We start from the raw sequence: 26,867 nt of genomic DNA on the forward strand, positions 1-26,867 counted from the left end.
AATGACCTCGAACGATTGCCTGGGTAAATGGAAAGCTTCTCGCTGATCCTCGCGATTGTGGTGGTGACCGCTCTCGCGTTCGATTTCACGAACGGTTTCCACGACACCGCCAACGCGATGGCAACGACCATTTCGACCGGTGCGCTCAAGCCCAAGGTGGCGGTGGCGATGTCCGCCGTCCTCAACCTTGTCGGCGCCTTCCTCTCCGTGGAGGTCGCCAACACGATCTCCAAGGGTCTCGTGGACGAGACCGGCATCCGTCCCGAGGTCATCTTCGCCGCCCTGGTCGGCGCGATCCTCTGGAACCTGCTGACCTGGCTGGTCGGACTCCCGTCCAGCTCCTCCCACGCCCTCATGGGCGGTCTGATCGGTGCCGCGGTCGCTTCGGCGGGCGTCGGCGCGGTCAACGGCGACGCGCTCGTCACCAAGGTGCTGATCCCCGCGATCGCCGCCCCGCTCGTCGCGGGCCTCGCGGCGATGCTCGGCGCACGCCTGACGTACAAACTCGGCCGCAAGGCCGACGGCAAGGCCGCCGCGAAGGGCTACCGCGCCGGGCAGATCGCCTCCGCCGGCCTCGTCTCGCTGGCGCACGGCACCAACGACGCCCAGAAGACGATGGGCATCATCACCCTCGCCCTGGTCGCCGGCGGCTCGCTCGCCCCCGACTCCGACCCGCCCATGTGGGTCATCCTGTCCGCGGGCATCGCCATCGCGCTCGGCACCTACCTCGGCGGCTGGCGCATCATCCGCACCATGGGCAAGGGCCTGACCGACCTCCAGCCGCAGCAGGGCTTCGCCGCCCAGACCAGCGCCGCGACGGTCATCCTGGCCTCCTCGCACCTCGGCTTCTCCCTCTCCACCACCCACTCGGTCTCCGGCGCGGTGATGGGCGCGGGCCTCGGCCGCAAGGGCGGCGTGGTCCGCTGGTCCACGGCCACCCGGATGTTCGTCGCCTGGGGCCTGACCCTGCCGGCCGCGGCCCTGGTCGCCGCGATCGCCGAGTGGGTCTGCGGACTGGGTGACTGGGGCACCGCCCTGGTCGCGGTCTTCCTGGTCGGCTCCAGCGCCGCCATCTGGAAGCTCTCCCGGCGTGAGGTCGTCGACCACACCAACGTCATCGACGCCGACGAGCCCGAGCAGTCCGGCGTGGTGACCCAGGCGATGGCCGCCGTGACCCCGCCCCCGGCGGGCGTGACCGAGGAGCCGGCGGCCGCCGGCGCGTCCTCCGCGTCCGAATCCAAGGCCCCCTCGGCCACCACCACCGTCTGAGCCCGCGCCCCGGGCACGAAGGAAACGAACCTCCATGAGCATCGACTGGGCAGCTCTCGGCTCCGTCTTCGGGGTCAGCCTCGTGGCCACCGTGGCCCTGGTGGGCCTGTTCACCCTCGGCATCGTCGGCCTCTCCCGCCAGGAGCGGGCCGCCGCCGAGGGAGGCTCCGCGGGCCTCGCGGTCACCGGCGCGTACGCGTGCTTCGCGGCCTGCGCGGCGGCGGTGGCGTACGGCATCTACCTGATCGTCGCCTGAGCCGCACCCGCACATACTCACCCGCCCTGTCCGGACCCGGTCTCCACCGGCCTCCGGGCAGGGCGGTTCCCGTTCCACCGACAACACCGGCGACGGGTGCCTCTTGCGGCTCCGGTGACCCCCTGGGAGGGAATCCCACCGTCAACCGCGCGTGACGGCTTCCGCTTGTGAATTTTCGCCGACCTACAGGAGCCGACGGAGAACCCACTGCTCCGGTCCTGCCACACGAGCAACTTTCTCCTCAGAAGGCACATCCCTTTGATGTCATTTCGCGGGGCTTCGTCAGCGTTCGGGCTAGCGAGGCGACCCTGCCGGAAAGACACATGTCATACTGACCACCTCTGGTCGCCAGTGTCGAACTAACCTATCCTCAACGAGAGTTGTTATTTCGACGGTGGCGACCCGACCGGTCAACGACGACATGTGGCAGGGAGCACCATGGCCAGGGACATCGATCCGAGCCTCAACCGACGAAGGCTGCGAATCGAGCTGCGCAAAGCCCGCGATCAGGCCGGACTGACCCAACGGGATGCCGTGCAGCAGCTGGAATGGTCACTCTCCAAACTGATCCGGATCGAGAAGGGCACGGTCAGCCTCAGCGTCACCGACCTCAGGGCCCTGCTCCAGCTGTACGGGGTCACGGACCCCGCTCGGGTCGAGGAGCTGGAGGAGGCCGCCCGCGGCTCGAAGGGAGTGTCGTGGTGGGTGCAGTACAGCGAGGTTGTCTCGCCCGCGTACGCCCTCTACCTGGGCTACGAGGGCTCTGCGGACGCGATCCGCATGTACAACCCGGTGGTGTTGCCCGGTCTGGTGCAGACGGAGGACTACGCCACGGCGCTGATGTCCACGCTGACCGAAGAAGCACGGGTGCGCCCGCAGGTGGAGCTGCGCATCACCCGCCAGGAGCGCTTCTTCGACAGCGACGACGGCCCGGAGATCGACATCGTCCTCGACGAGGCGGCCCTGCGGCGCCAGATCGGGGGCCCGGCGGTGATGCGGCGGCAGCTGGACCACCTCAAGTCCCTGACGGCGCACCCCAGGCTCACCATCCGCGTCCTGCCCTTCTCCGCAGGCGCTCACTTCGGCGTCTCCACGTCCTTCATCCTGCTCGAGTTCAAGGACGACGACGACCTGTTGTACCTCGAAGGCCCGGGCGGCGGCCTGTCCAGCCGTGACGACCTCGGACTCACCGCCCGCCACCAGGAGTGCTTCGAGGACATCAGCGAAAAGGCGTACGCCGGCGCTCAGGTGATCGAGTTGCTCGACGAGGTCAGGGAGAGCCTGGCCGACAGCTGAATCCGGGCCGGGACGGCCCGGCACGAGACGGGGGAGGCCCCATGACGGTCTTCGGAGTACGAGCGTGGTGGCAGCGGTGGCGCGCGCCGGCCGGCACCGGTCCCACCGCCGACCCGCCGGGGGGATCCGGCGACGCGGAACAGGGCCCTCCCCCGCTCGACGACTGCACGCTCAAGGCGTACGCCATGCAGCGACCCGAATGGGCCGAGGCCCTCATCGACGTGGAGAACGCCCGGGTGGCCGGGGAGATCCGGCTGATTTCCGCCCGTCTCCTGCTGGGCACGGCGTGCGGCAGCGTCCTGCTGTTCAGCATCGCCCTGGCCACACGAGTCGCGCCCAGCCTGCCGCACGGCTCCGCGTCCCCCCTCACCACCGCAGCCATCGGCGCCTTCGGCGCGGCCCTCCTCACCGCCCTGGGCGCCGGACTCGGCAGGGCGCTGCGCGGCCGAGCCGCGTCGGCGCCCGCCCAGCCCGTCAGTGGTGGCGCCGCCGAGGCTCCACGGCCGTCAGAGCGCGGTTCAGAACGCGGAGGCGGTCCGTGACGGGAGTGAGCCCCCACCACAGCCCCGCGCCCACGGCCACCGCGGCGGTCACCACCAGCCACACCGTGCCGCGCGCCGCACCGCTCGGCGCCAGGAACGCCGCCAATGCACCCAGCCCGACGGCGAGGACCCCCACCACCGAGCAGAAGAGTGCCAGCGGAACCGCCCCGGTCATCCGGTGCCCACGCGTGCCGGGCCACCCCGGACGCGCGGAAGCGGTCCCCTTGGTTCGGTCTGCCATGCGTGTACCTCCCGTCCCCCCGCGCGGCGGTCAGGCGCCGCGCGAATCCGGGTCCACAAGCCCCGCCAGAAAACCACACCACGACGCGTGACGAAAGGCGAGCACAGCGTGTCGACGTTGCTTCGAGTCACGTATCAGCACTTGGCCACCCCCGGCAGCCATCTCTAAGCACTCAGTCGTATTGCCGGAATAGCTGCTCTTGAACCACGTGTGCTCCGACAGTTCACTTCCGATCACACCAACCTCCTCCGGCCCACCGGCCGTCACGCGGCCCCGGCACCCTCACCCGCCGCCCGACCGCTGCCACCCGCCCGCGTACACGCGCTGCCGTCCTCTCCAGTCTTCCCAGCCCGGCCGCCGGGGAAGAGCCCAGAAAGCGCCGATGTCGCGGGCATGGCCAACTATCGACGGTGTGGGCCTCAGCACACCCGGCCTCGCAGGTCAACGGCAAGTTGACGGGTGTTCGCGGGGCGTGGTGGACTGCCGGAGCCAATGCGGCGGCTGGAGAGGAAGCCCGGTGTGAATCCGGCGCGGTCCCGCCACTGTGACCGGGGAGCGATCCCCGGGAGCCAGGAACTCCCACCGCCGTTCTCTTCTAACCAGGGCGCGGACACCCTGAGTGAGGACCTATCGCCATGCGCGGCTGCCGTTCCGGGCTCACCAGCGACACCGTTCGTCTTCTCCTTCCCACGGTCGGTTGAGCCGTGCGCGCCGAACGCGTCTTCGCGTACGGCGCCGCCGCCGGCCTCCTCGGTGACCTCCTCCTCGGCGACCCGCGCCGCGGACACCCGGTCGCCGCGTTCGGCCGTGCCGCCGGTGCCGTGGAACGGGTGCTGTGGCACGACCACCGAGGCTGGGGCGCGCTGCACACCGCCGTGTGCGCCGGTGGCGCCGCCGCCCTCGGGCTGGCCGCCACCCGCGCCGTACGCCACTCCCCCGCCGCCTCCGTCGCGCTGACCGCCGCCGCCACCTGGGCGGTCGTCGGCGGCACCTCGCTCGCCCGCGAGGCGAGCGCCGTCGGCCGCGCCCTGGAGGCCGGCGACGTCGAGGCGGCCCGCGCGCGGCTGCCGCACCTGTGCGGCCGGGACCCGCAGGCACTGGACGCCGACGGGATCGCCCGGGCGGTCGTGGAGTCCGTCGCCGAGAACACCTCGGACGCGGTGGTGGGCGCCCTGGTGTGGGGCGCGTTGGGCGGGGTGCCCGGACTGGCCGGCTTCCGGGCCGTGAACACCCTGGACGCCATGGTCGGCCACAAGTCGCCCAAGTACCGCCGCTACGGCTGGGCCTCGGCCCGGCTCGACGACCTCGCGGGCTGGCCGGGCGCCCGCCTGACCGCCGCCCTGGCCACCGCGGCCGGCGGTGATCCCCGGGGCGCCGTACGGGCCTGGCGCGCCGACGCCGCGCGGCACCCGAGCCCCAACGCCGGTCCTGTGGAGGCCTCGTTCGCGGGCGCCCTGGGCGTGCGGCTCGGCGGGACGCTCTCCTATGGCGGACGGGTCGAGCACCGGCCCGTCCTCAACGGGGCGGCGGGACGGCCCGTACGGGCAGGTTCCGGCGACATCGAACGGGCCGTGCGGCTCTCCCGGCGCGTGGGCTGGCTGGCGCTCGGCGCGTGCGCGGGCGCGCGGCTGCTCGTCCGCGGGGTCATCAGGAAGGGACGTACGTCATGAACGGTGGCCTCCTCGTCGCCGGCACCACCTCCGACGCCGGCAAGAGCGTCGTCACCGCCGGGATCTGCCGCTGGCTGGTGCGCCAGGGCGTGAAGGTGGCGCCCTTCAAGGCGCAGAACATGTCCCTCAATTCGTTCGTGACCCGCGAGGGCGCCGAGATCGGGCGGGCGCAGGCCATGCAGGCCCAGGCGTGCCGGGTGGAGCCGACCGCGCAGATGAACCCGGTGCTGCTGAAGCCTGGCGGTGAGCGCAGCAGCCAGGTCGTGCTGCTCGGCAAGCCGGTCGGCGAGATGAGCGCCCGCGGCTACCACGGCGGACGGCAGCAGCAGTTGCTCGGCACCGTGCTGGACTGTCTGGCCGAGCTGCGGGGCACGTATGACGCGGTGATCTGCGAGGGGGCGGGCAGTCCGGCCGAGATCAACCTGCGCCGGACCGACATCGTGAACATGGGGATCGCCCGGGGCGCCGGGCTGCCCGTGCTGGTGGTGGGCGACATCGACCGGGGCGGGGTCATCGCCTCGTTCTTCGGGACGGTGGCGTTGCTGGCGCCCGAGGACCAGGCGCTGGTCGCCGGGTTCCTCGTCAACAAGTTCCGGGGTGACGTCTCGCTGCTGGAGCCGGGTCTGGAGATGCTGCACGGGCTCACCGGGCGGCACACGTACGGCGTCCTGCCCTTCCGGCACGGACTCGGCATCGACGAGGAGGACGGACTGCGCGTGTCCCTGCGGGGGACCGTGCGCGAGTCGGTCGTCGCGCCGCCGGTCGGCGAGGACGTGCTACGGGTCGCCGTCTGCGCGGTCCCGCTCATGTCCAACTTCACGGACGTGGACGCACTGGCCGCCGAACCCGGTGTCGTGGTGCGGTTCGTGGACCGGCCGGAGGAGCTGGCCGACGCGGACCTCGTCATCGTGCCCGGGACGCGGGGGACGGTCCGGGCCCTGGAGTGGCTGCGGGAGCGGGGGCTCGCGGACGCCATCGCGCGCAGGGTGGCCGAGCGGCGGCCCGTCCTCGGGATCTGCGGCGGCTTCCAGCTGCTCGGCGAGCACATCGAGGACGAGGTCGAGTCCCGCGCGGGGCACGTGGACGGGCTCGGACTGCTGCCCGTGCGGGTGCGGTTCGCCCGCGAGAAGACCCTCACCCGGCCGGTGGGCGAGGCCCTCGGCGAGCGGGTCGAGGGGTACGAGATCCACCACGGAGTCGCCGAAGTCACGGGCGGCGCACCCTTCTTGGACGGCTGCCGGGTCGGCCAGACCTGGGGCACGCACTGGCACGGCTCGCTGGAGTCGGACGGCTTCCGGCGGGCGTTCCTGCGCGAGGTGGCCGCCGCCGCGGGCCGCCGCTTCGTGCCGGCCCCCGACACCTCGTTCGCCGCGCTGCGCGAGGAGCAGCTCGACCGGCTCGGCGACCTGATCGAACACCACGCGGACACGGACGCGCTGTGGCGGCTCATCGAGTCCGGCGCGCCGCAAGGACTGCCCTTCATTCCACCGGGAGCGCCCGCATGAGCACAGTGTTGTTGTTGTCGACCGCCGACACGGACCTGCTGGCGGCCCGCGCGTCGGACGCCGCCTACAGGATCGGCAACCCGACCCGGGTCGACGTGACGGAGGAGCTGCCGTCCCTCGTCGAGGGCGCGGACATCGCCGTCGTGCGCCTGCTGGGCGGCAAGCGCGCCTGGGAGGACGGGCTCGCCGCGCTCAAGGCCTCCGGTGTCCCGACCGTCCTGCTGGGCGGCGAGAGCGTCCCGGACGCCGAGCTGATGGCCGAGTCCTCGGTGCCGGCCGGTGTGGTGGCGGAGGCGCTGCGCTACCTGGTCGAGGGCGGGCCCGCCAACCTCACCCAGCTCGCCCGGTTCCTGTCCGACACGGTGCTGCTGACCGGCGAGGGCTTCGAGGAGCCGCGCAAGATGCCGGAGTACGGCGTCCACGGCGAGCGGGCGTTCGCCGAGGGCCGTCCGACGGTCGGCGTGCTCTTCTACCGCGCCCACCAGCTCAGCGGCAACACCGCCTTCGTCGACACGCTGTGCGACGCGATCGAGGCGCACGGTGCCAACGCCCTGCCCGTCTACTGCGGTTCGCTGCGCGGTGCGGACGCCGGGCTGTACGAGCTGCTGGGCCGGACCGACGCCCTGGTCGCCACGGTCCTCGCGGCCGGCGGCACGCACGCCTCGCAGGCGTCGGCGGGCGGCGACGAGGAGGCGTGGGACATCGGGGCGCTGGCCGACCTGAACGTCCCCGTGCTGCAAGGGCTCTGCCTCACCTCCTCCCGGGCCGCCTGGGACGAGTCGGACGCCGCCCTCTCCCCCATGGACGCGGCGATGCAGGTCGCCATCCCGGAGTTCGACGGGCGCCTGGTCACCGTGCCGTTCTCCTTCAAGGAGCAGGGCCCCGACGACGTGCCGGTGTACGTCGCCGACCCCGAGCGGGCCGGGCGGGTCGCCGGGATCGCCGTCCGGCACGCGGCCCTCAAGCACAAGCCGAACGCCGACAAGAAGCTCGCGCTCGTCTTCACGGCGTATCCGACCAAGCACTCCCGCGTCGGCAACGCGGTGGGCCTCGACACCCCTGCCTCCGCCGTGCGGGTCCTGGACGCGCTCAAGGACGCCGGGTACTCGCTCACCGAGTACCCCGCCGGCGGCGACGAGCTGATCCACCGGCTCATCGAGGCGGGCGGTCACGACGTGGAGTGGCTGACGGAGGACCAGCTCGCGGCGGCGCCCGCGCGGGTTCCGCTGGCCGACTACCGGGCGTGGTTCGAGAAGCTGGACCCGGAGCTGCGGGACGCGATGCGGGAGGCGTGGGGCGAGCCGCCGGGTTCGCTGTACGTGGACGGGGACGACGTCGTCCTCGCCTCCCTCCAGTTCGGGAACGTCGTCGTCATGATCCAGCCGCCGCGCGGCTTCGGCGAGAACCCCATCGCGATCTACCACGACCCGGACATGCCGCCGTCGCACCACTACATGGCCGCCTACCGCTGGCTGGAGAACAGTTTCGGCGCCGACGCGATCGTGCACATGGGCAAGCACGGCACGATGGAGTGGCTGCCGGGCAAGGGGCTGGGGTTGAGCGCCGGCTGTGCCCCGGACGCGGTCCTCGGCGACCTGCCGCTGATCTACCCGTTCATCGTCAACGACCCCGGCGAGGGCACCCAGGCCAAGCGGCGCGGCCACGCCACGGTCGTCGACCACCTGGTGCCGCCGATGGCCCGCGCGGACACCTACGGGGACCTGGCCAAGCTGGAGCAGCTGCTCGACGAGTACGCGCTCGTCTCCGACCTGGACCCGGTGAAGGCGCCTGCCGTCCGGGCGCAGATCTGGACGCTGGTCAAGGCGGCCGAGCTCCACCACGACCTGCACGTGGACGACCAGCCGGACGACGACGCGTTCGACGAGTTCGTCATGCACATCGACGGCTACCTGTGCGAGATCAAGGACGTGCAGATCCGCGACGGCCTGCACATCCTGGGCGGCGGCCCGGTCGGCGAGCCGCGCGTGAACCTGGTCCTGGCGGTGCTGCGCGCCTCCCAGGTCTGGGGCGGGCAGGCCAACGCGCTGCCGGGCCTGCGGGCGTCCCTCGCCGAGCACTTCGGGCTGGTGGAGAAGGAGCTGCTGGCCGAGCCGGGCGCGCCGGTGAAGGTGCCGGTGGAGCTGACGGACCTGGTGGACGGCCCGGCGCGGTCGGCCTCCGACGCGATCGACCTGCTGGAGCAGCTGTGCCGGCGGATCGCGGAGGGCATGGAGCTGCGGTCCTGGGACACGGCGGCGGCCCCTGGCCTGGTGCGCGAGGTGCTGGGCGCCGAACTCCCCGACGCGGTCGCGGTGCTGGAGTTCGCCTGCACGGAGGTCGTGCCGCGCCTGGCCCGGACGACGGACGAGATCGGGCACATCCTGCGAGCCCTGGACGGCGGTTACGTCCCGGCCGGACCGTCCGGTTCGCCGACGCGCGGTCTGGTCAATGTCCTGCCGACCGGCCGGAACTTCTACTCCGTCGACCCGAAGGCGATCCCGTCCCGGCTGAGCTGGGAGGTCGGGCAGTCGCTGGCGGACTCGCTGATCCAGCGGTACCTGAGCGACACGGGTGAGTACCCGAGGTCCGTCGGGCTCACCGTCTGGGGCACGTCCGCGATGCGCACCCAGGGTGACGACATCGCGGAGATCCTGGCGCTGCTGGGCTGCCGTCCGGTCTGGGACGACGCGTCGCGCCGGGTGACGGGCTTCGAGGTGGTGCCGGTGGAGGAACTGGGCCGGCCGCGCGTCGATGTCACGGTGCGCATCTCGGGCTTTTTCCGGGACGCGTTTCCGCACGTCGTCGGGCTGATCGACGACGCGGTGCGGGCGGTGGCCGAGCTGGACGAGCCCGCCGAGTCCAACTACGTACGGGCGCACGTGGAGGAGGACGCGGCCGAGCACGGCGACCGGCGGCGGGCCACGGCGCGCATCTTCGGTTCCAAGCCGGGCGCGTACGGTGCCGGGCTGCTGCCGCTGATCGACGCCCGCAACTGGCGCAGCGACGCGGACCTCGCCGAGGTGTACGCGGTGTGGGGCGGCTACGCCTACGGGCGCGGGCTCGACGGGCGGGCGGCGCGGGGGGACATGGAGACGGCGTTCCGGCGGATCGCGGTGGCGGCGAAGAATGTCGACACGCGTGAGCACGACCTCGTCGACGCCGACGACTACTTCCAGTACCACGGCGGCATGGTGGCGATGGTGCGACACCTGACGGGCCGGAGCCCGGAGGCGTACGTCGGCGACTCGGCCACTCCCGACCAGGTCAAGACGCGGACGCTGGGCGAGGAGACGCACCGGGTCTTCCGGGCGCGGGTGGTCAATCCCAGGTGGATGTCAGCGATGCGCAGGCATGGCTACAAGGGCGCCTTCGAGATGGCGGCGACCGTGGACTACCTCTTCGGGTACGACGCCACGGCCGGGGTCGTGGACGACTGGATGTACGAGAAGCTCAGCGCCGAGTACGTCTTCGACCCGGAGAACCGGGACTTCATGAAGAAGTCCAACCCGTGGGCGCTGCGGGGCATCACCGAGCGGCTGCTGGAAGCGGCCGACCGTGGCCTGTGGGCCGAACCGGACGCGGAGACGCTGGAGCGGCTGCGCGCCACGTATCTGGAGCTCGAGGGCGACTTGGAGGGTGACGAGAAGTGAGTACCCCGTTCCCGTTCACGGCCGTCGTCGGCCAGGACGACCTGCGGCTCGCGCTGCTGCTGAACGCCGTCTCGCCGGCCGTCGGCGGTGTGCTGGTGCGCGGCGAGAAGGGCACCGCCAAGTCGACGGCCGTGCGTGCGCTGTCGGCGCTGATGCCGGAGGTGGACGTCGTCTCCGGGTGCCGCTTCTCCTGCGACCCCGGCTCCCCCGACCTCGCCTGCCCGGACGGGCCGCACGAGCCGGGGGCCTCGGGTTCCCGGCCGGCCAGGATGGTCGAGCTGCCCGTCGGCGCCTCCGAGGACCGGTTGGTGGGCGCCCTCGACATCGAGCGGGCGCTGGCGGAGGGAGTGAAGGCCTTCGAGCCGGGTCTGCTGGCCGACGCGCACCGGGGCATCCTGTACGTGGACGAGGTCAACCTCCTCCACGACCACCTCGTGGACCTGCTGCTGGACGCGGCGGCGATGGGGGCCTCGTACGTCGAGCGCGAGGGCGTGTCGGTGCGGCACGCGGCGCGGTTCCTGCTCGTCGGCACGATGAACCCCGAGGAGGGCGAGCTGCGGCCGCAGCTCCTCGACCGGTTCGGGCTGACCGTGGAGGTCTCGGCCTCGCGCGAGCCCGACCAGCGGGTGGAGGTCGTGCGGCGGCGGCTCGCCTACGACGACGACCCGGCCGGTTTCGCCGCGCGCTGGGCGGATGAGGAGGCCACCGTACGGGCGCGGATCGTGGCGGCGCGGGAACTGCTGCCGTCGGTGCGGCTGGGCGACGGGGCGCTGCGGCAGATCGCGGCGACCTGTGCCGCCTTCGAGGTGGACGGGATGCGCGCCGACATCGTCATGGCGCGGACCGCGACCGCGCTGGCGGCGTGGGCCGGGCGCACGGACGTACTGGCGGAGGACGTGCGGCAGGCCGCGCTGCTGGCGCTGCCGCACCGGCGGCGGCGCAATCCGTTCGACGCGCCGGGCCTCGACGAGGACAAGCTCGACGAGACGCTGGAGGAGTTCGGCGGGCAGGACGGAGACGGTGGCGGGGACGGTGGCGGGGACGACGATCCCGACCCGGGTCCCGACGGTCCCGGTGGCCCGGGTGGGCAGCCGGAGCCCGACGACACCCCGCAGAGCCACGGTGACGCCGCCGCGCGCCCCGAGGCCGGGGAGGGCGGGGAACCGCAGCCTTCCGGGTCCGGGGCCAGTGAGCAGTCGCCCGCGCGGGCCGCCGAGCCGTTCCGGACCAAGGTGCTCAGCGTGCCGGGGCTCGGTGAGGGTGCCGCCGGGCGGCGGTCGCGGGCGCGGACCGAGCACGGGCGGACCACGGGCGCCCGGCGGCCGCAAGGTGCGCTGACCAAGTTGCATCTGGCCGCCACCGTGCAGGCCGCCGCCCCGCACCAGCGGGCGCGGGGACGGTCGGGGCCCGGTCTGGTGGTCCGGCGGGACGATCTGCGGCAGGCGAGCCGTGAGGGACGTGAGGGCAACCTCGTGCTGTTCGTCGTGGACGCCTCCGGCTCGATGGCCGCGCGGCAGCGGATGAGCGCCGTGAAGGGTGCCGTGCTGTCGCTGCTGCTGGACGCCTACCAGCGGCGGGACAAGGTGGGACTGGTGACCTTCCGGGGTTCGGCGGCCGACGTCGCGCTGCCGCCGACCTCGTCGGTGGACGCGGCGGCGGTGCGGCTGGAGTCGCTGCCGACCGGGGGGCGTACGCCGCTCGCCGCCGGGCTGCTGCGGGCGCACGAGGTGTTGCGGGTCGAGCGGCTGCGGGACCCGGCGCGGCGGGCGCTGGTCGTGGTGGTGACGGACGGGCGGGCCACGGGTGGTCCCGAGCCCGTCGCGCTGGCGGGGCGGGCGGCGCGGCTGTTCGCGGCCGAGGGGACCGCGTCCGTGGTCGTGGACTGCGAGTCGGGACCCGTGCGGCTGGGGCTCGCCGGGCAGCTCGCGGGTGAGCTGGGCGGTACGGCGGTGACGCTGGACGAGCTGCGGGCGGACTCCATCGCCGGCTTGGTGAGGGACGTGCAGGGGACCAGGAGGGCCGCGTAGTGCCGAAGGGGCAGCCGAGTGTCGTGCCGGACGACGGGCTGACGACACGTCAGCGGCGTAATCGTCCACTGGTCGTCGTGCACACGGGCATCGGGAAGGGCAAGTCCACCGCCGCCTTCGGGCTGGCGCTGCGCGCCTGGAACCAGGGGTGGCCGATCGGGGTGTTCCAGTTCGTCAAGTCGGCGAAGTGGAAGGTCGGCGAGGAGAACGCGCTGCGGGTGCTCGGTGCCAGCGGTGAGGGCGGGTCCGTCGACTGGCACAAGATGGGCGAGGGCTGGTCCTGGGTCCAGCGGGACGCTCAGATGGACAACGAGGAGAAGGCCCGGGAGGGCTGGGAGCAGGTCAAGCGGGACCTGGCCGCCGAGACGTACAAGCTGTACGTGCTGGACGAGTTCGCCTACCCGATGCACTGGGGGTGGGTCGACACCGACGAGGTCGTGTCCGTGCTGCGGGAGCGGCCCGGGACCCAGCACGTCGTGATCACCGGGCGGAACGCGCCGGAGAAGCTGGTGGGGTTCGCCGACCTCGTCACCGACATGTCCAAGGTCAAGCACCCGATGGACGCGGGGCAGAAGGGGCAGAGGGGCATCGAGTGGTGACCTCGTCTCCGTCCTCGTCCGTGCCTCGGCTGGTCGTCGCCGCGCCCTCCTCGGGGAGCGGCAAGACCACCGTCGCCACGGGGCTGATGGCCGCGCTCGCCGGGCGCGGGCTCGCCGTGTCGCCGCACAAGGTCGGGCCCGACTACATCGATCCCGGGTACCACTCGCTCGCCACGGGGCGGGTGGGGCGGAACCTGGACGCCTACCTGTGCGGGGCGGAGCTGGTGGCTCCGCTGTTCCTGCACGGGGCGCGCGGGTGCGACATCGCCGTGGTCGAGGGCGTGATGGGGCTGTACGACGGGGCCGCCGGGGAAGGCGAGCTGGCGTCCACCGCGCAGGTCGCGAAGCTGCTCGGGGCGCCGGTGGTGCTGGTCGTGGACGCGTCGTCGCAGTCGCGGTCGGTGGCGGCGCTGGTGCACGGGTTCGTGTCGTGGGACCCGGAGGTGCGGGTCGGGGGCGTGATCCTGAACAAGGTCGGGTCGGACCGGCACGAGGGGCTGTTGCGGGAGGCGCTGGACTCCGTCGGAGTGCCGGTGCTGGGGGTGTTGCGGCGGGCACCGCAGGTCGATACGCCGTCCCGGCATCTGGGGTTGGTGCCGGTCGCCGAGCGGCGGTCGGAGGCGGTCGACGCCGTTGCGGCGATGGCCGCGCAGGTCTCCGACGGTTGTGATCTGGAGGCGTTGGTGGGGCTGGCGCGGGCTGCCGGACCGTTGCCAGGGGGCTCCGCCCCCTGGACCCCCGGGCCTGTGCCCACCCACCACCCGACTCGGTCGGACAAGAGGTCACCGCTGCGCGTCGCCGTCGCCGGCGGGGCGGCCTTCACGTTCTCCTACGCCGAGCACTCCGAGCTGCTTGCCGCCTCCGGGGCCGAGGTCGTCACCTTCGATCCGTTGCGGGACGAGGAGCTGCCCGAGGGGACCGCCGGGCTCGTCGTCGGGGGCGGGTTCCCCGAGGTGTACGCCGCCGAGCTGTCCGCCAACGAGCCGTTGCGCAAGGCCGTCGCCGAGCTGGCGCTGAGCGGTGCTCCCGTCGCGGCCGAGTGTGCGGGGCTGCTGTACCTGTGCCGGGAGCTGGACGGGCTGCCGATGTGCGGGGTGCTGGACGCCTCGGCGCGGATGTCGGAGCGGTTGACCCTGGGGTACCGGGACGCCGTCGCCGTGACCGACAGTGCGCTGGCCGTGGCGGGGACGCGGATGCGGGGGCACGAGTTCCACCGGACCGTGGTGGAGCCGGGGGCCGGGGCCGCGCCGGCGTGGGGGATGCGGGCGCCCGAGCGGCGCGTCGAGGGATTCGTGGAGCGCGGTGTGCACGCGAGCTATCTGCACACGCACTGGGCGTCCGAGCCCGGTGTCGCCCGTCGGTTCGTGGAGAGGTGCCGGACGTCATGAGCAGCAGACTGGTCGGGGTCGGAGTGGGGCCCGGGGACCCGGAGCTGGTGACCGTCAAGGGGGTCAACGCGCTGCGGGCCGCCGATGTGGTCGTCGTGCCCGTCATGGACACGGGCGAGCAGGGGCGGGCAGAGGCGACCGTGCTGCACTACGTCCCCGCCCAGAAGGTCGTACGGGTCGTGTTCGCGCTCAACGAGCGCACCGACCGGGCGCGGCGCGAGGCGGCCTGGGACGCGGCCGGGGAGCGGGTCGCCGGGCTGCTGCGGGAGTACGGGAGCGTCGCCTTCGCCACCATCGGCGACCCCAACGTGTACTCGACCTTCACCTATCTCGCGCAGACCGTCGGCGAACTGGTGCCGGGCACCGTCGTGGAGACCGTGCCGGGGATCACCGCGATGCAGGACCTCGCGGCGCGGTCGGGGGCCGTACTGACCGAGGGCACCGAGCCGTTGACGCTGGTGCCGGTGACGGCGGGCGCGGCCGTGCTCAAGGACGCGCTGAACGGGCCCGGGACCGTCGTCGCCTACAAGTTCGGCCGGCAGGCCGCCGAGGTGGCCGAGGCGCTGCGGGAGACCGGGCGGCTGGACGACGCCGTGTGGGGGTCGGCACTGGGGCTGCCCGAGGAGTCCGTACGGGCCGCTGCCGAGCTGGACGGCGGGCCGCTGCCCTACCTCTCGACGCTCATCGCGCCCGCCCGGCGCGAGGGCGGGCGGGGCGGGAAGCTGTGATCCGGGGCTCGTCACTCCGCCACGCCCACCACCAGCCAGATGAACGCCGCGCCCGCGACCGTGCACAGCAGCGTCGAGCGGGCCGGGTGCTCGTGGTGGGCCTCGGGGAGGATCTCGGCGGCGGCGAGGTAGAGCAGCGCGCCGCCGAAGAGGCCGAGATACGCGCCGAGGACGCCTTCGGGGATCTCGAACAGGAGAGTGGACGCGGCACCGGCCACAGGGGCCACCGCGTCGGCGAACAGCATCGCGACGGCGCGGCGGCGGGCGTTCCCGTACAGGCTGGTGAGCATGTAGGTGTTGAAGCCGTCCGCGAAGTCGTGGGCGATGACGGCCATCGCGACCGCCGCTCCCATGCCGCCGCCGACCTGGAAGGCCGCGCCGATCGCCACGCCGTCCATCGCGCTGTGCCCGACCATCGCGGCGGCGGCCGTCAGGCCCACCTCGGGCGAGCGGTGTCCGTGCTCGTCGGCGCCGTGCGCGGCGCGGCGGGCGGCCAGCAGGCGTTCCACCAGGTGCGCCAGCAGGAAGCCGGCGACGAAGAGGAGCAGTGCCTCCGGCACGCCGAACACCTCGTCGCCGGCCGCCTCCAGGGCTTCCGGCAGCAGGTCGAGGCCGACCACGCCGAGCATCAGGCCGCCGGCCAGGCCGAGGACCAGGTGGCGCCGGTCGGTCACCCGCTGTGCCGTCCAGCCGCCGGCCAGCGTCATCAGGAACGCGCCGAGCGCGACGAAGACCGCCATGGGCCCTTGCTATCCGATCGGAGCGCGAATCCGTGCGCACGACAGCGGCAACGGCAGTAAATATGCGTAGGAAAGGACCCCGTCCCATGGATTCCGTGGCCCGTGATGCCGCCGCCCGTACCGGCAAGGTGACCTTCGTCGGTGCCGGTCCCGGCGCCGCCGATCTGCTGACGTTCCGCGCGGCGCGCGCCATCGCCGAGGCCGACATCGTGATCTGGGCGGCGAGCCTGGTGCAGGCGGAGGTGCTCCAGCACGCGCGGGAGGGTGCGGAAGTGCTGGACTCGGCGACGATGTCGCTGGAGGACGTCGTGGCCGTCTACCGGCGGGCGCTGGCGGAGGGGCTGCGGGTGGCCCGTATCCACTCCGGCGATCCGGCGCTGTGGGGCGGTACGCAGGAGCAGCTGGACCGGTGCGCGGAGATCGGCATCGCGACCGAGGTCGTGCCCGGCGTCTCCGCCTTCTCCGCGGTGGCCGCGCTGGCGCAGCGGGAGCTGACGATTCCGGAGGTGGCGCAGTCCGTCGTCCTCACCCGGCTCGGCGGCGGCAAGACGCCGATGCCGCCCGGGGAGGAGGTCCGCGAGTTCGCGAAGCACGGGACGACCATGGCGGTGTTCCTGTCGGCGGCGCGCAGCGGGCAGCTGGTGCGGGAGCTGCTGGAGGGCGGCTACCCGACCGAGACGCCCGTCGTCGTGGCGTACCAGGTCACCTGGCCGGAGGAGCTGGTCGTGCGGTGCACGGTCGGCACGCTGGAGGAGACGGTCAAGGAGCACAAGCTCTGGAAGCACACCCTGTTCCTGGTCGGCCCGGCCCTCGACGCGCACGGCACGCGCTCGCACCTGTACCACCCGGGGCACTTCCACGGTTACCGGAAGGCCGATCCCGAGGCGCGGCGTGAGCTGCGTGCGCGGGGTGCGAGCACGTGATCACCGTGGTGGGCATGGGGGCCGGTGCGCCACCCGGCGCGGACGTCACCGCCGGGGCCGAGTTGGTCGTCGGCGGGCGGCGGCACCTGGACGCCGTACGGCTGCCCGAGGGGGCCGAGCGGGTCGTGCTCGGGGCGCTGGCGCCCGCCCTGGAGACGGTCGCGGAGTACGTCGCGAAGGAGCGGCCGGTGGTCGTGCTGGCCTCCGGTGACCCGGGGTTCTTCGGGATCGTGCGGGTGCTGGCCGAGCGGTTCGGGTCGGAGCGGCTGGACGTGCGGCCCGGGGTGTCCTCCGTCGCCGCCGCCTTCGCGCGCGTCGGGCTGCCGTGGGACGACGCCGTGGTGGCGAGCGCGCACGGGCGGGACCTGCGGACGGCGGTGAACCTGTGCCGGGCGCAGCCGAAGGTCGCCGTGCTGACCGGGCCGGGGGCCGGTCCGGCGGAGCTGGGCGCCGCGCTGCGGGGCGACGCCCGGGTCCTGGTCGTCGCCTCCGCGCTGGGCTCCGGCGAGGAGCGGGTGGAGCGGGTGACGCCCGCCGAGGCGGCTGGTCGGGACTGGGGGGCGGCGGTGAGCGTGGTGCTGTGCCTGGACGAGGCGCGGGCGCTGGGGCCGGTACGCGCGGTCGCCGGACCGCGACCGGGGCCCGGCGGATGGGCCCTGGACGAGACGGAGTTCGCCCACCGCGACTCGATGATCACCAAGTTCGAGGTGCGGGCGCTGGCGCTGGCCCGGCTCGGGCCCCGGCCCGGGGACCTGGTGTGGGACGTCGGGGCGGGCTCGGGGTCCGTGGCCGTGGAGTGCGCGCGGCTCGGCGCCGCCGTCACCGCCGTCGAGAAGACGCCGGACGGGGCGGAGCGGGTCCGCGTAAACGCCGCCGCGCACGGCGTGGACGTACGGGTGGTGCACGGGGCGGCGCCCGCGGTGCTGTCCGGCCTGGATGCTCCGGACGATCCGGACGCCGTGTTCGTCGGGGGCGGCGGGCGCGAACTGCCGTCGATCGTCGCGGCGTGCGCGCGGCGCGCCCGGCGGGCCGTGGTCGTCGCCATGGCCGCGCTGGACCGGGTGCCGGCGGCCCGCGAGGCGCTGCTCGACGCCGGGCTGGAGTGTGACGGGGTGCTGCTGCAGTCGTCCCGGCTGGCGCCGCTGCCGGGTGACGTGACCCGGCTCGCGGCCACCAATCCCGTGTTCCTGCTGTGGGGCGTCAGGCCGCACAGCCGTACCGAAGGAGTTGCCCCTTGATCGGCCTCATTTCCGCCACCGCGGCGGGAGCGGCGGCGCGGGACCGGCTGGCCGCGGCGTGGCCGGACCGCACGCACGTGTACGGGGGTCCCGTCGCGGACGCCGTACGGACCGCGTTCGCCGAGTGCGAGCAGCTCGTGTGCTTCCTGGCCACGGGGGCCGTGGTCCGGCTGGTGGCGCCGCTGCTGGACGACAAGCGGACCGATCCGGGAGTGGTGTGCGTCGACGAGGGCGGGCGGTTCGCCGTGTCGCTGGTCGGCGGCCACGGCGGCGCCAACGAACTGGCCCGCGCGGTCGGCGAGGTGCTGGGCGCGGAGCCGGTGGTGACGACGGCGACGGACGCGGTCGGCCTGCCCGGCCTGGACACGCTCGGGCTGCCCGTGGAGGGTGACGTCGCCGGGGTCTCGCGGGCCCTGCTGGACGGTGAGCCGGTGGCGCTGCGGGCGGAGGTGAGCTGGCCGTTGCCGCCGCTGCCCGCCGCCGGGGAGGGGGCGTACGCGGTCCGGGTGACCGACCGTCTGGTGGAGCCGGCCGAGCGCGAGGTCGTGCTGCGTCCGCCGTCCCTGGTGGTCGGCGTCGGCGCCTCGAAGGGCGCGCCGGTCGACGAGGTGCTGGGGCTGGTGGAGGAGGCCCTGCGGGACGCCGGGCTGTCCGCCGTGTCGGTCGCCGAGTTGGCCACCGTGGACGCCAAGGCGGAGGAGCCCGGGATCGTGGGCGCCGCCGAGCGGCTGGGCGTGCCGCTGGTGACGTACGCCGCCGAGGAACTGGCGGGCGTCGAGGTGCCCAATCCGTCCGACGCCCCGCTGGCGGCCGTGGGCACGCCGTCGGTCGCGGAGGCGGCGGCGCTGGTGGGCGGCGGCGAACTCCTCGTGCCCAAGCGCAAGTCGGCGGCGGCGCCCGCGATGGCGACCTGTGCCGTCGTACGGCGGCCGGGGCGCGGGCGGCTCGCGGTGGTCGGGCTCGGGCCGGGCGCCCGGGATCTGGTGACGCCGCGCGCGCAGGCCGAGTTGCGGCGGGCGTCGGTGCTGGTCGGGCTCGACCAGTACGTCGACCAGATCCGCGACCTGCTGCGGCCGGGCACGCGCGTCCTGGAGTCGGGGCTCGGCGCCGAGGAGGAGCGGGCCCGGACGGCGGTCGAGGAGGCCCGGCGCGGCCACGCGGTGGCGCTGATCGGCAGCGGGGACGCGGGGGTGTACGCCATGGCCTCGCCCGCGCTGGCGGAGGCGTCCGACGACATCGACGTGGTCGGGGTGCCGGGCGTGACGGCGGCGCTGGCGGCCGGGGCGATTCTGGGCGCGCCGCTCGGCCACGACCACGTGTCGATCAGCCTGTCCGACCTGCACACGCCGTGGGAGGTCATCGAGCGGCGGGTGCGGGCGGCGGCCGAGGCCGACATCGTCGTGACGTTCTACAACCCGCGCAGCCGGGGCCGGGACTGGCAGCTGCCCAAGGCGCTGGCGATCCTCGCGGAGCACCGGGAGCCGGCGACGCCCGTGGGTGTCGTGCGCAACGCGTCCCGCGCGGACGAGTCGAGCCGCCTCACCACGCTCGCCGGCCTCGACCCGACGACGGTCGACATGATGACGGTCGTGACGGTGGGCAACACCGCGACCCGCCGGATCGCCGGTCGCATGGTGACGCCGCGCGGCTACCGGTGGCAGGAGGAACCGAAGTGAACCGCGTCGTCCATCCCATCGAGCAGGAGTCCTACCGGCGGCTGCGCGCCCGCCTGGACACCTCGCACTTCCCGCCGCTGACCCGGGCGGTGGTGGAGCGGGTCGTCCACTCCGCCGCCGACCTGGAGTACGCCTGTGACCTCGTCACCGACGAGGCCGCGCTGGAGAAGGCGTACGCCGCGCTGCACGCCGGGGCGCCCGTCGTGGTGGACGTCGAGATGGTCGCTGCCGGTATCACCCGGCGGGAGACCGTCTGCCGGCTGAAGGACGCCGTGGCCGGGCCGGGTCTGACCCGTTCGGCGCACGCGATCCGGCTCGCGTACGAGCAGGTCGGTCCCGGTGCCCTGTGGGTGATCGGCAACGCGCCGACCGCCCTGGAGGAGCTGCTCACCCTGGACGCCGGCCCGGCGCTCGTCATCGGTCTGCCCGTTGGCTTCGTCGGCGCGGCCGAGTCCAAGGCCGCGTTGCGCGACAGCGGGCTGCCCGCCGTCAGCAACGTGTCCGAGAAGGGCGGCTCGGCGGTCGCCGCCGCCGCACTCAACGCCCTGCTGTACCACCCCACTGAGTATTCCGAGTATTCCGAGGAGAAATCGTGACCACCCAGCCGCCCGCCCTGCTCGTCGCCGGACACGGCACCCGGGACGAGGCCGGAGCCGAGGCCTTCCGCGACTTCGTGCGCGAGCTGGGCCGCCGCCACCCCGAGCTGCCCGTCGCGGGCGGCTTCATCGAACTGTCCCCGCCGCCGCTCGGCGAGGCCGTCACGGAGCTGGTCGAGCGCGGGGTACGCCGGTTCGCCGCGGTGCCGCTGATGCTGGTGTCCGCCGGGCACGCCAAGGGCGACATCCCGGCGGCGCTGTCCCGCGAGAAGGAGCGCCACCCCGGCATCTCGTACACGTACGGGCGTCCGCTGGGCCCGCACCCGGCGCTGCTGCGGGTGCTGGAGCGGCGGCTGGCTCAGGCGGTCGACCCGTCCTGGGACCCGTCCGAGGTGACCGTGCTGCTGGTCGGGCGCGGGTCGACGGACCCGGACGCCAACGCCGAGGTCTTCAAGGCGGCGCGGCTGCTGTGGGAGGGGCGCGGGTACGGGGCCGTGGAGACGGCGTTCGTGTCGCTGGCGAAGCCGGACGTGCCGGGCGGCCTGGACCGGTGTGTGCGGCTGGGGGCGCGACGGGTCGTGGTGCTGCCGTACTTCCTGTTCACGGGCATCCTCCCGGACCGGGTCCGGCACCAGACCGAGGAGTGGGCCGCCGCGCACCCGGAGACCGAGGTGCGGTCGGCGGACGTGATCGGGCCGGAGCCGGAGCTGCTCGACCTGGTGTGGGAGCGGTACGAGGAGGCCGTGAAGGGCGACCTGCGGATGAACTGCGACTCCTGTGTGTACCGGATCGCGCTGCCGGGGTTCGAGGACAAGGTGGGGCTGCCGCAGCAGCCGCACTTCCACCCCGACGACGACGGCGATCACCACCACGGGCACCATCACGGGCATGGACACGCACACTCCCACGCACACTGAGGCCCAGGGGCCTGATCTGCGGCACCACGGGGACGCCGAGGTGCGCGACGACGGTTCGGCGCTGGTGGACCTCGCGGTGAACGTCCGCGCGGACACTCCCCCGGCCTGGCTGCGCGAGCACGTCGCCGGTTCGCTCGGCTCCCTGGCGGCCTACCCGGACGGGCGGGCCGCGCGGGCGGCGGTGGCGGCTCGGCACGGGCTGCCGGTGGAGCGGGTGCTGCTGACGGCGGGCGCGGCGGAGGCGTTCGTGCTGCTGGCGCGGGCGCTGAAGGTGCGTCGGCCGGTCGTGGTGCATCCGCAGTTCACGGAGCCGGAGGCGGCGCTGCGGGACGCGGGGCACACGGTCGACCGGGTGCTGCTGCGGGAGGCGGACGGTTTCCGGCTGGACCCGGCCGCCGTCCCCGAGGACGCCGACCTGGTGGTCGTCGGCAACCCGACGAACCCGACGTCGGTGCTGCACCCGGCCCACGCGCTCGCCGGGCTCGCCCGTCCCGGGCGGACGCTGGTCGTGGACGAGGCGTTCATGGACGCGGTGCCGGGTGAGCGGGAGGCGCTGGCCGGGCGGACGGACGTCCCCGGGCTGGTGGTCCTGCGCAGCCTCACCAAGACGTGGGGGCTGGCGGGGCTGCGCATCGGGTACGTCCTCGCGGCCCCGGACATGATCGCGGACCTGGAACGGGCCCAGCCTCTGTGGCCCGTGTCCACGCCCGCGCTGGCGGCGGCGGAGGCGTGCGTGGCGCCGCGGGCGCTGGCGGAGGCCGCCCACGCGGCCCACCGCATCGCCGCGGACCGGGCCCACCTGGTCGCCGGGCTCGCGGACCTCGCGGGCGCCGGCCTGCGGGTCGTGGCTCCCGCCGAGGGTCCTTTCGTCCTCCTCCGCCTCCCGCACGCCGCCGCCGTACGCCACCGGCTGCGCGACCTGGGGTACGCGGTGCGGCGCGGGGACACGTTCCCGGGGCTGGGCGAGGAGTGGCTGCGGCTGGCCGTACGGGACCGGGCGACGACGGACGGCTTCCTGGCGGCACTGGGGCGGGCGGTGGCGGAGTCCCCGTGAGACGCCGCGGCCCGCGGCCTCCCGGCCCCACGGTCCTTCGTCCCGTGCCTTGCGCACAGCCGGGCCCTGGGGCCGGCGACCTCCCGAGGGCCAGGATCCCTCCGAGCGGCCCCGCCCGGGACGGGCGTGCGGCCTTCCCCCTCGGGCCGACGGGAGCGCACGCGTCCGACGGCACCTCCCCGAGACCCGTGCGCGGTCCCCCAGAGCCTGGGCGCAGGAGGCGGCCGGACCGGCCCCACGCCCCCGGGAGCCGTTCCGGGCCCGCGCGCCGGGCTCCCGCGCTTCCCCCGGAGCTTCGCGCGGTGCTCCCCTGCAACCCCGCACGGTGTTGCTCCCTCCCGGAACCGAAACCGAAACCGGAACCGGACCCGGAACCGGACCCGGAACCGGAACCGCCCGGCCGCCGCCCCGCCGCCGGTCAGCCGCGTCCGCGCCGGGCCAGGACCAGGGCGCCGCCGCCGGCCAGGACCAGGGCGGCTGCTCCGGCGGCGATGTACGGGGTGGCCGAGCTGCCGCCGGTCTCGGCCAGGTCCGCCTCGGCCCGGGCGCCCTGGGGCTGGACGTCGGCGGCCGGTTCGGCCTTCCCCTCGGCGGGGGGCTCCTCGGCCTTCGCCGGGGGCTGTGCGGCCTCGGACTCCGGGGCGGCCGGGGACTCGCAGGTCGCCTCGGCCAGGGTCAGGGTGCCGTCGACCTCGGCGACGTTGAGGTCGAGCGGGTTGACGGACACCTTGAGTTCGAGCGCGGTGGCGGCGGCCGTGCGCGAGGTGGTCTCTGTCTTGGAGAGGTCGAGCCGCACCTCGCCGACGCCGGGCACCTTCACCTCCGTCGGCCCGCCGGTGGTCAGCGTGACCTTCTTGCCGAGGACGGTCACCGCGCCCAGCAGGTTGGCGTCGGCGACCGGCGCCTTCCCGGCCTCGCAGGTCGCCGTGGAGGTGACCTTCTCGACCTCGATCAGGGACAGCAGGGGCAGGCCGGGGACGTGCACCTTGGCGTGGGCCAGTTCGGTGCGGCCCTCGCTCTTCGCCGCGGTCGCCGTCGCCTTGGCCTGGGCCACGTCGGCGCGCAGGACGCTGAAGGGCTTTCCGCCGTCGACGCCGTCGAGCTGGACGGTCAGCGCGGTCTTCTCGGCGCTCTCGGGTGCCCGCACCTCGTTGAGGGTGACCGTGAGCGGGACGTTCACGGTCTTGTTGAGCAGGGACACGTCGAGCCCGGTGCGCAGGACGGTGGCGCTCGCGCGGCCGGTGTCGCCGGTCGCCTGTGCGGTGCCCGCGCCGGCCAGCGCCGCGGGACCGGCGGCGAGGGCGGTGGCCGCCGCGACGGTCATGAGGCGGCGTGCGGGCATGCGGAAGGTGTTGCCGTTCAAGGTGGTGGGACCCCCAGTGAGACATGCGTGCGGGACACGCATGAGCGACATGCTTGGGACCCGGAAAGAATGTCCCCGCGCACGACGAACCGTCAGCGATAGCGGGGCACTTCACCCCTTCGTGGGGTTTCCGCCCATCTTTTCGAATCCCACGGCACGGGTGTTCCCCGCCGTCACTCCGGTCGGCTAACCGACGACCCGCCCGTTCAGCACCACCCGGCGCGGAGCGCCGAGCACGCGCACGTCCGCGCGCGGGTCCTCGTCGAACACCACCAGGTCGGCCGGCGCGCCCTCGTCCAGGCCGGGGCGCCCCAGCCAGCGCCGGGCCGCCCAGGTCGTCGCGGCCAGCGCCTCGACGGGCGGGATGCCGGCGGTGACCAGTTCCCCGACCTCCGCCGCCGCCAGACCGTGCGCCAGCGAGCCGCCCGCGTCGGTGCCGACGAAGACCGGGATTCCGGCGTCGTAGGCGCTGCGCACGGTGTCGTAGCGGCGTTCGTGGAGCCGGCGCATGTGGGCGGACCAGCGGGGGAACCTGGATTCGCCGCCGTCGGCGAGGGCGGGGAAGGTGGCGATGTTGACCAGGGTCGGCACGATGGCGACGCCTCGCTCGGCGAAGAGCGGGATGGTGTCGTCGGTGAGGCCCGTGGCGTGCTCGACGCAGTCGATGCCGGCCTCGACGAGGTCGCGCAGGGAGTCCTCGGCGAAGCAGTGGGCGGTGACGCGGGCACCGAGGCGGTGGGCCTCCGCGATCGCCGCCTCCACGGCACCGCGCGGCCAGCAGGCCGACAGGTCGCCGAGGTCGCGGTCGATCCAGTCGCCGACCAGCTTCACCCAGCCGTCGCCGCGCCGCGCCTCCTGGGCGACGTACGCGACGAGATCGTCGGGCTCGACCTCCCAGGCGTAGTTGCGGATGTAGCGGCGGGTGCGGGCGATGTGGCGACCGGCCCGGATGATCTTCGGGAGGTCGTCGCGGTCGTCGATCCAGCGGGTGTCGGAGGGCGAGCCGGCGTCGCGGATGAGCAGGGTGCCCGCCTCGCGGTCGGTCAACGCCTGCTTCTCGGCGACGTCCTCGGGAACGGCTCCGTGCTGGTCGAGCCCGACGTGGCAGTGGGCGTCGACCAGGCCGGGCAGGGCCCAGCCGCGGACGGTGCGGATGTCGGCGGCGCCGGCCGGGCGGTCGTACGAGATCCTGCCGTCGACCACCCACAACTCGTCCCGGACCTCCTGAGGCCCGACGAGCACCCGACCCTTCACGTGCAGCACCGTGCGATCGCTCATGCCCCGCACCTTAGACCGGGCCCCGGGGCCGTTCGAAGGCCCGGTCACCGGCCGCCCTCGCGCGCTGCCGCGCGGGCGCGCAGCTCGGTCGTGTACCCGGCCGCGACGGCGCCGGCGACGGCGGCCAGGGCGAGGACGGCGACGCCGGGGTTGACGTAGCCGGGGATGTCGGCGGAGTCGTAGCCGTCGCCGTCGGCGGTCTCGCAGCGGAAGCCGAGGGGCAGGTAGGAGACCGAGTAGTCGACGATCCGCCCGGCCAGCTCCGGAGGCGCGTCGGCACGGCACGGCCGCAGCGGCGCGGAGCCGGTGCCACCGTCCTCCGCCTCCATGACGGCGAAGCCCACGCACACCAGACCCCAGAGGTACAGCAGGGCGGCGGCCCCGCCGGCGACTCCGGCGAGGACGCGGAAGGGCGCGCCCGGTTTGCGCGGCGCGGGGACGCCCCGGGGGGCCGCCTCCGTGCGGGGGCGGCGGGGGTAGGTGCCGGCGCCACGGCTGACGAGGACGGCCGTCACCACCGCGACGACGAGCAGCAGCAGGAGAATCACGGGCCGAGTCCATCATCCGGCGATCACCGTGACTGTTGCGGAAGCCACAATTCCGGGCGTGGGGGTGTCGCAACGGAAGCCCTCCGGCGCGAGTGGCGGCGGGGGCGGTGGTTACTCTCGACTGCGTACGCGCCGTACACCTGACCGTTACTGAAGAGAGCACCGCCGTGACCCACCCCTTCCTGGACCTCGCCCCGCTGAGCGCCGGCCGTTTCGCCGCGATCGAGGACCGGGTCGCGCGCCTGCTCGGCACCGGACAGGACGTCGTGATCATGCAGGGTGAGGCGCTGCTGCCGCTGGAGGGCGCCATCCGCGCCGCCGCCGGGCCGGGCACCGTCGCCCTGAACGTGGTCACGGGGCCGTACGGGCAGACGTTCGGGGACTGGCTGCGGGACTGCGGCGCGACCGTGCACGACCTCGCGGTGCCGTTCCACACGGCGGTGTCGGCCGAGCAGATCCGCGGTGCCCTCGCCGAGCACCCGGAGATCGACTTCGTGTCCCTGGTGCACGCGGAGGCGGCGACCGGGAACACCAACCCGGTGGCGGAGATCGGCGAGGTGGTGCGGGCGCACGGCGCGCTGTTCTACCTGGACGCCGTGGCCTCCGTGGGCGCCGAGCCGGTACTGCCGGACGCGTGGGGCGTGGACCTGTGCGTCATCGGCGCGCAGAAGGCGATGGGCGGCCCGGCCGGAGTGTCGGCGGTGTCGGTGAGCGAGCGGGCGTGGGCGCGGATGGCGGCGAACCCGAACGCCCCGCGGCGCTCGTACCTGTCCCTCCTCGACTGGAAGGAGCGCTGGATCGACGGCGGGCGCAAGGCGCTGCTGCACGCTCCGGCGCAGCTGGAGATGCTCGCGCTGGAGGCGTGCGTGGAGCGCATCGAGGCGGAGGGCCTGGAGACGGTGATGGCGCGGCACGCGTCGGCCGCGGCGGCCGCCCGGGCCGGTGTACGGGCGCTGGGCGGTCTGGAGCCGTACGTGCACGAGGCGAAGCACGCGGCGCCGGTCGCGACGACGCTGCGGACGCCGCCGGACGTGGACGCCTCCGAGCTGGTGGCCCGCGCCCTGGCGTCCGACCCGGCGCTGCCGCTGGCCGCGGGCGGGGGCGCGCTGGCCAAGGAGATGATCCGGGTCAACCACTACGGCCCGGACGCCACTGTCGGGGCCGTTCAGGGCTCCCTGGCGGCACTGGGTGCCGCGCTGGCCGAGAAGGGGCTGAAGGCCGATCTGGAGGCCGCCCGGCGGGCCGTCGAGGGCGCCTGGGAGGGGCCGGCCGCTCCCGGCCATTCGGCAGCGGGCACGGGCGCGTGAATTCGGGGTAATTCCCGACGCTCACACAAACAGAATTAAGGAATTACGCTCAGCAC

Annotated in this window: 23 protein-coding genes and 1 riboswitch; of the genes, 18 read left to right on the top strand and 5 right to left on the bottom strand. The window is 74.0% G+C overall.

Annotated features, from left to right (window positions below):
• Positions 1-27: 27 nt before the first annotated feature.
• The 4 genes from KUM03_RS32580 (at position 28) to KUM03_RS32595 (ending at position 3,363) form a co-directional block, all read left to right on the top strand.
• The gene (locus tag KUM03_RS32580; protein WP_217254175.1) at positions 28-1,269 is read left to right on the top strand and encodes an inorganic phosphate transporter; all 1,242 of its coding nucleotides are present in this window, start codon (positions 28-30) and stop codon (positions 1,267-1,269) included.
• 34 nt (positions 1,270-1,303) lie between these two features.
• Complete coding sequence (locus tag KUM03_RS32585) at positions 1,304-1,525, top strand: hypothetical protein (RefSeq protein ID WP_217254176.1); 222 nt, start codon at positions 1,304-1,306, stop codon at positions 1,523-1,525.
• Between the two features lie 438 nt (positions 1,526-1,963).
• Positions 1,964-2,821, top strand: coding sequence for a helix-turn-helix transcriptional regulator (locus tag KUM03_RS32590; protein ID WP_217254177.1), 858 nt, complete (start codon positions 1,964-1,966; stop codon positions 2,819-2,821).
• Positions 2,822-2,862: 41 nt separating this feature from the next.
• Positions 2,863-3,363, top strand: coding sequence for a hypothetical protein (locus KUM03_RS32595; protein ID WP_217254178.1), 501 nt, complete (start codon positions 2,863-2,865; stop codon positions 3,361-3,363).
• Positions 3,364-3,634: 271 nt separating this feature from the next.
• Here the strand turns inward: KUM03_RS32595 and KUM03_RS38725 are convergent, their stop codons facing one another.
• A complete protein-coding gene (locus tag KUM03_RS38725; RefSeq protein ID WP_308406468.1) occupies positions 3,635-3,871 on the bottom strand; it encodes a DUF397 domain-containing protein in 237 nt (78 codons plus the stop codon).
• 192 nt (positions 3,872-4,063) lie between these two features.
• A riboswitch (cobalamin riboswitch) is annotated at positions 4,064-4,203 on the top strand.
• 105 nt (positions 4,204-4,308) lie between these two features.
• Here KUM03_RS38725 and KUM03_RS32605 point away from each other — a divergent pair.
• The 7 genes from KUM03_RS32605 to cobI are packed head-to-tail and all read left to right on the top strand — an operon-like array spanning position 4,309 to position 15,171.
• Complete coding sequence (locus tag KUM03_RS32605; protein ID WP_217254180.1) at positions 4,309-5,274, top strand: cobalamin biosynthesis protein; 966 nt, start codon at positions 4,309-4,311, stop codon at positions 5,272-5,274.
• Positions 5,271-6,779, top strand: coding sequence for a cobyric acid synthase (locus KUM03_RS32610; protein WP_217254181.1), 1,509 nt, complete (start codon positions 5,271-5,273; stop codon positions 6,777-6,779). The genes KUM03_RS32605 and KUM03_RS32610 overlap by 4 nt, the downstream gene beginning before the upstream one ends.
• Positions 6,776-10,429, top strand: coding sequence for a cobaltochelatase subunit CobN (gene cobN / locus KUM03_RS32615; protein WP_217254182.1), 3,654 nt, complete (start codon positions 6,776-6,778; stop codon positions 10,427-10,429). The genes KUM03_RS32610 and cobN overlap by 4 nt, the downstream gene beginning before the upstream one ends.
• The gene (locus tag KUM03_RS32620) at positions 10,426-12,456 is read left to right on the top strand and encodes a putative cobaltochelatase (RefSeq protein ID WP_217254183.1); all 2,031 of its coding nucleotides are present in this window, start codon (positions 10,426-10,428) and stop codon (positions 12,454-12,456) included. The genes cobN and KUM03_RS32620 overlap by 4 nt, the downstream gene beginning before the upstream one ends.
• On the top strand, positions 12,456-13,055 hold the full coding sequence (cobO, locus tag KUM03_RS32625) for a cob(I)yrinic acid a,c-diamide adenosyltransferase (protein WP_217254184.1): 600 nt from the start codon (positions 12,456-12,458) through the stop codon (positions 13,053-13,055). Before KUM03_RS32620 ends, cobO begins: the two co-directional genes overlap by 1 nt.
• Positions 13,052-14,443: a cobyrinate a,c-diamide synthase gene (locus KUM03_RS32630; protein ID WP_217254185.1), complete on the top strand. Its 1,392-nt coding sequence runs from the start codon at positions 13,052-13,054 to the stop codon at positions 14,441-14,443. Before cobO ends, KUM03_RS32630 begins: the two co-directional genes overlap by 4 nt.
• A complete protein-coding gene (cobI, locus tag KUM03_RS32635) occupies positions 14,440-15,171 on the top strand; it encodes a precorrin-2 C(20)-methyltransferase (protein WP_217254186.1) in 732 nt (243 codons plus the stop codon). Before KUM03_RS32630 ends, cobI begins: the two co-directional genes overlap by 4 nt.
• Before the next feature lie 11 nt (positions 15,172-15,182).
• On the opposite strand, the gene KUM03_RS32640 is transcribed toward cobI, so the two are convergent.
• Complete coding sequence (locus tag KUM03_RS32640) at positions 15,183-15,911, bottom strand: ZIP family metal transporter (RefSeq protein ID WP_217254187.1); 729 nt, start codon at positions 15,909-15,911, stop codon at positions 15,183-15,185.
• Positions 15,912-15,997: 86 nt separating this feature from the next.
• On the opposite strand from KUM03_RS32640, the gene cobM reads away from it, so the two are divergent.
• From cobM to cobC, 6 genes are read left to right on the top strand one after another with little or no spacing between them, the layout of a single operon-like run.
• Positions 15,998-16,834, top strand: coding sequence for a precorrin-4 C(11)-methyltransferase (cobM, locus tag KUM03_RS32645; RefSeq protein ID WP_217254188.1), 837 nt, complete (start codon positions 15,998-16,000; stop codon positions 16,832-16,834).
• On the top strand, positions 16,831-18,072 hold the full coding sequence (cbiE, locus tag KUM03_RS32650; RefSeq protein WP_217254189.1) for a precorrin-6y C5,15-methyltransferase (decarboxylating) subunit CbiE: 1,242 nt from the start codon (positions 16,831-16,833) through the stop codon (positions 18,070-18,072). The genes cobM and cbiE overlap by 4 nt, the downstream gene beginning before the upstream one ends.
• The gene (cobJ, locus tag KUM03_RS32655; RefSeq protein WP_217254190.1) at positions 18,069-19,748 is read left to right on the top strand and encodes a precorrin-3B C(17)-methyltransferase; all 1,680 of its coding nucleotides are present in this window, start codon (positions 18,069-18,071) and stop codon (positions 19,746-19,748) included. Before cbiE ends, cobJ begins: the two co-directional genes overlap by 4 nt.
• The gene (locus KUM03_RS32660) at positions 19,745-20,344 is read left to right on the top strand and encodes a precorrin-8X methylmutase (protein ID WP_217254191.1); all 600 of its coding nucleotides are present in this window, start codon (positions 19,745-19,747) and stop codon (positions 20,342-20,344) included. Before cobJ ends, KUM03_RS32660 begins: the two co-directional genes overlap by 4 nt.
• Positions 20,341-21,261, top strand: coding sequence for a sirohydrochlorin chelatase (locus KUM03_RS32665; RefSeq protein WP_217254192.1), 921 nt, complete (start codon positions 20,341-20,343; stop codon positions 21,259-21,261). The genes KUM03_RS32660 and KUM03_RS32665 overlap by 4 nt, the downstream gene beginning before the upstream one ends.
• The gene (cobC, locus tag KUM03_RS32670) at positions 21,233-22,315 is read left to right on the top strand and encodes an Rv2231c family pyridoxal phosphate-dependent protein CobC (RefSeq protein WP_217254193.1); all 1,083 of its coding nucleotides are present in this window, start codon (positions 21,233-21,235) and stop codon (positions 22,313-22,315) included. Before KUM03_RS32665 ends, cobC begins: the two co-directional genes overlap by 29 nt.
• Before the next feature lie 418 nt (positions 22,316-22,733).
• On the opposite strand, the gene KUM03_RS32675 is transcribed toward cobC, so the two are convergent.
• The 3 genes from KUM03_RS32675 to KUM03_RS32685 all read right to left on the bottom strand — a co-directional run bounded on the left by KUM03_RS32675 (position 22,734) and on the right by KUM03_RS32685 (position 25,504).
• Positions 22,734-23,678, bottom strand: a complete 945-nt coding sequence (locus KUM03_RS32675; RefSeq protein ID WP_217254194.1) for an SCO1860 family LAETG-anchored protein — start codon at positions 23,676-23,678, stop codon at positions 22,734-22,736.
• 186 nt (positions 23,679-23,864) lie between these two features.
• Entirely contained in the window at positions 23,865-24,956 is a 1,092-nt protein-coding gene (locus KUM03_RS32680; RefSeq protein WP_217254195.1) for an amidohydrolase family protein, read from the bottom strand.
• Between the two features lie 44 nt (positions 24,957-25,000).
• The gene (locus tag KUM03_RS32685) at positions 25,001-25,504 is read right to left on the bottom strand and encodes a hypothetical protein (RefSeq protein WP_217254196.1); all 504 of its coding nucleotides are present in this window, start codon (positions 25,502-25,504) and stop codon (positions 25,001-25,003) included.
• 167 nt (positions 25,505-25,671) lie between these two features.
• Here KUM03_RS32685 and KUM03_RS32690 point away from each other — a divergent pair, with 167 nt between their 5' ends.
• Positions 25,672-26,811 carry an aminotransferase class V-fold PLP-dependent enzyme gene (locus tag KUM03_RS32690; protein ID WP_308406469.1) on the top strand — a complete coding sequence of 380 codons (1,140 nt, stop codon included), beginning with the start codon at positions 25,672-25,674 and terminating at the stop codon, positions 26,809-26,811.
• Positions 26,812-26,867: the final 56 nt, after the last annotated feature.

Source organism: Streptomyces sp. AC602_WCS936 (assembly GCF_019049125.1).
GTDB lineage: Bacteria > Actinomycetota > Actinomycetes > Streptomycetales > Streptomycetaceae > Streptomyces.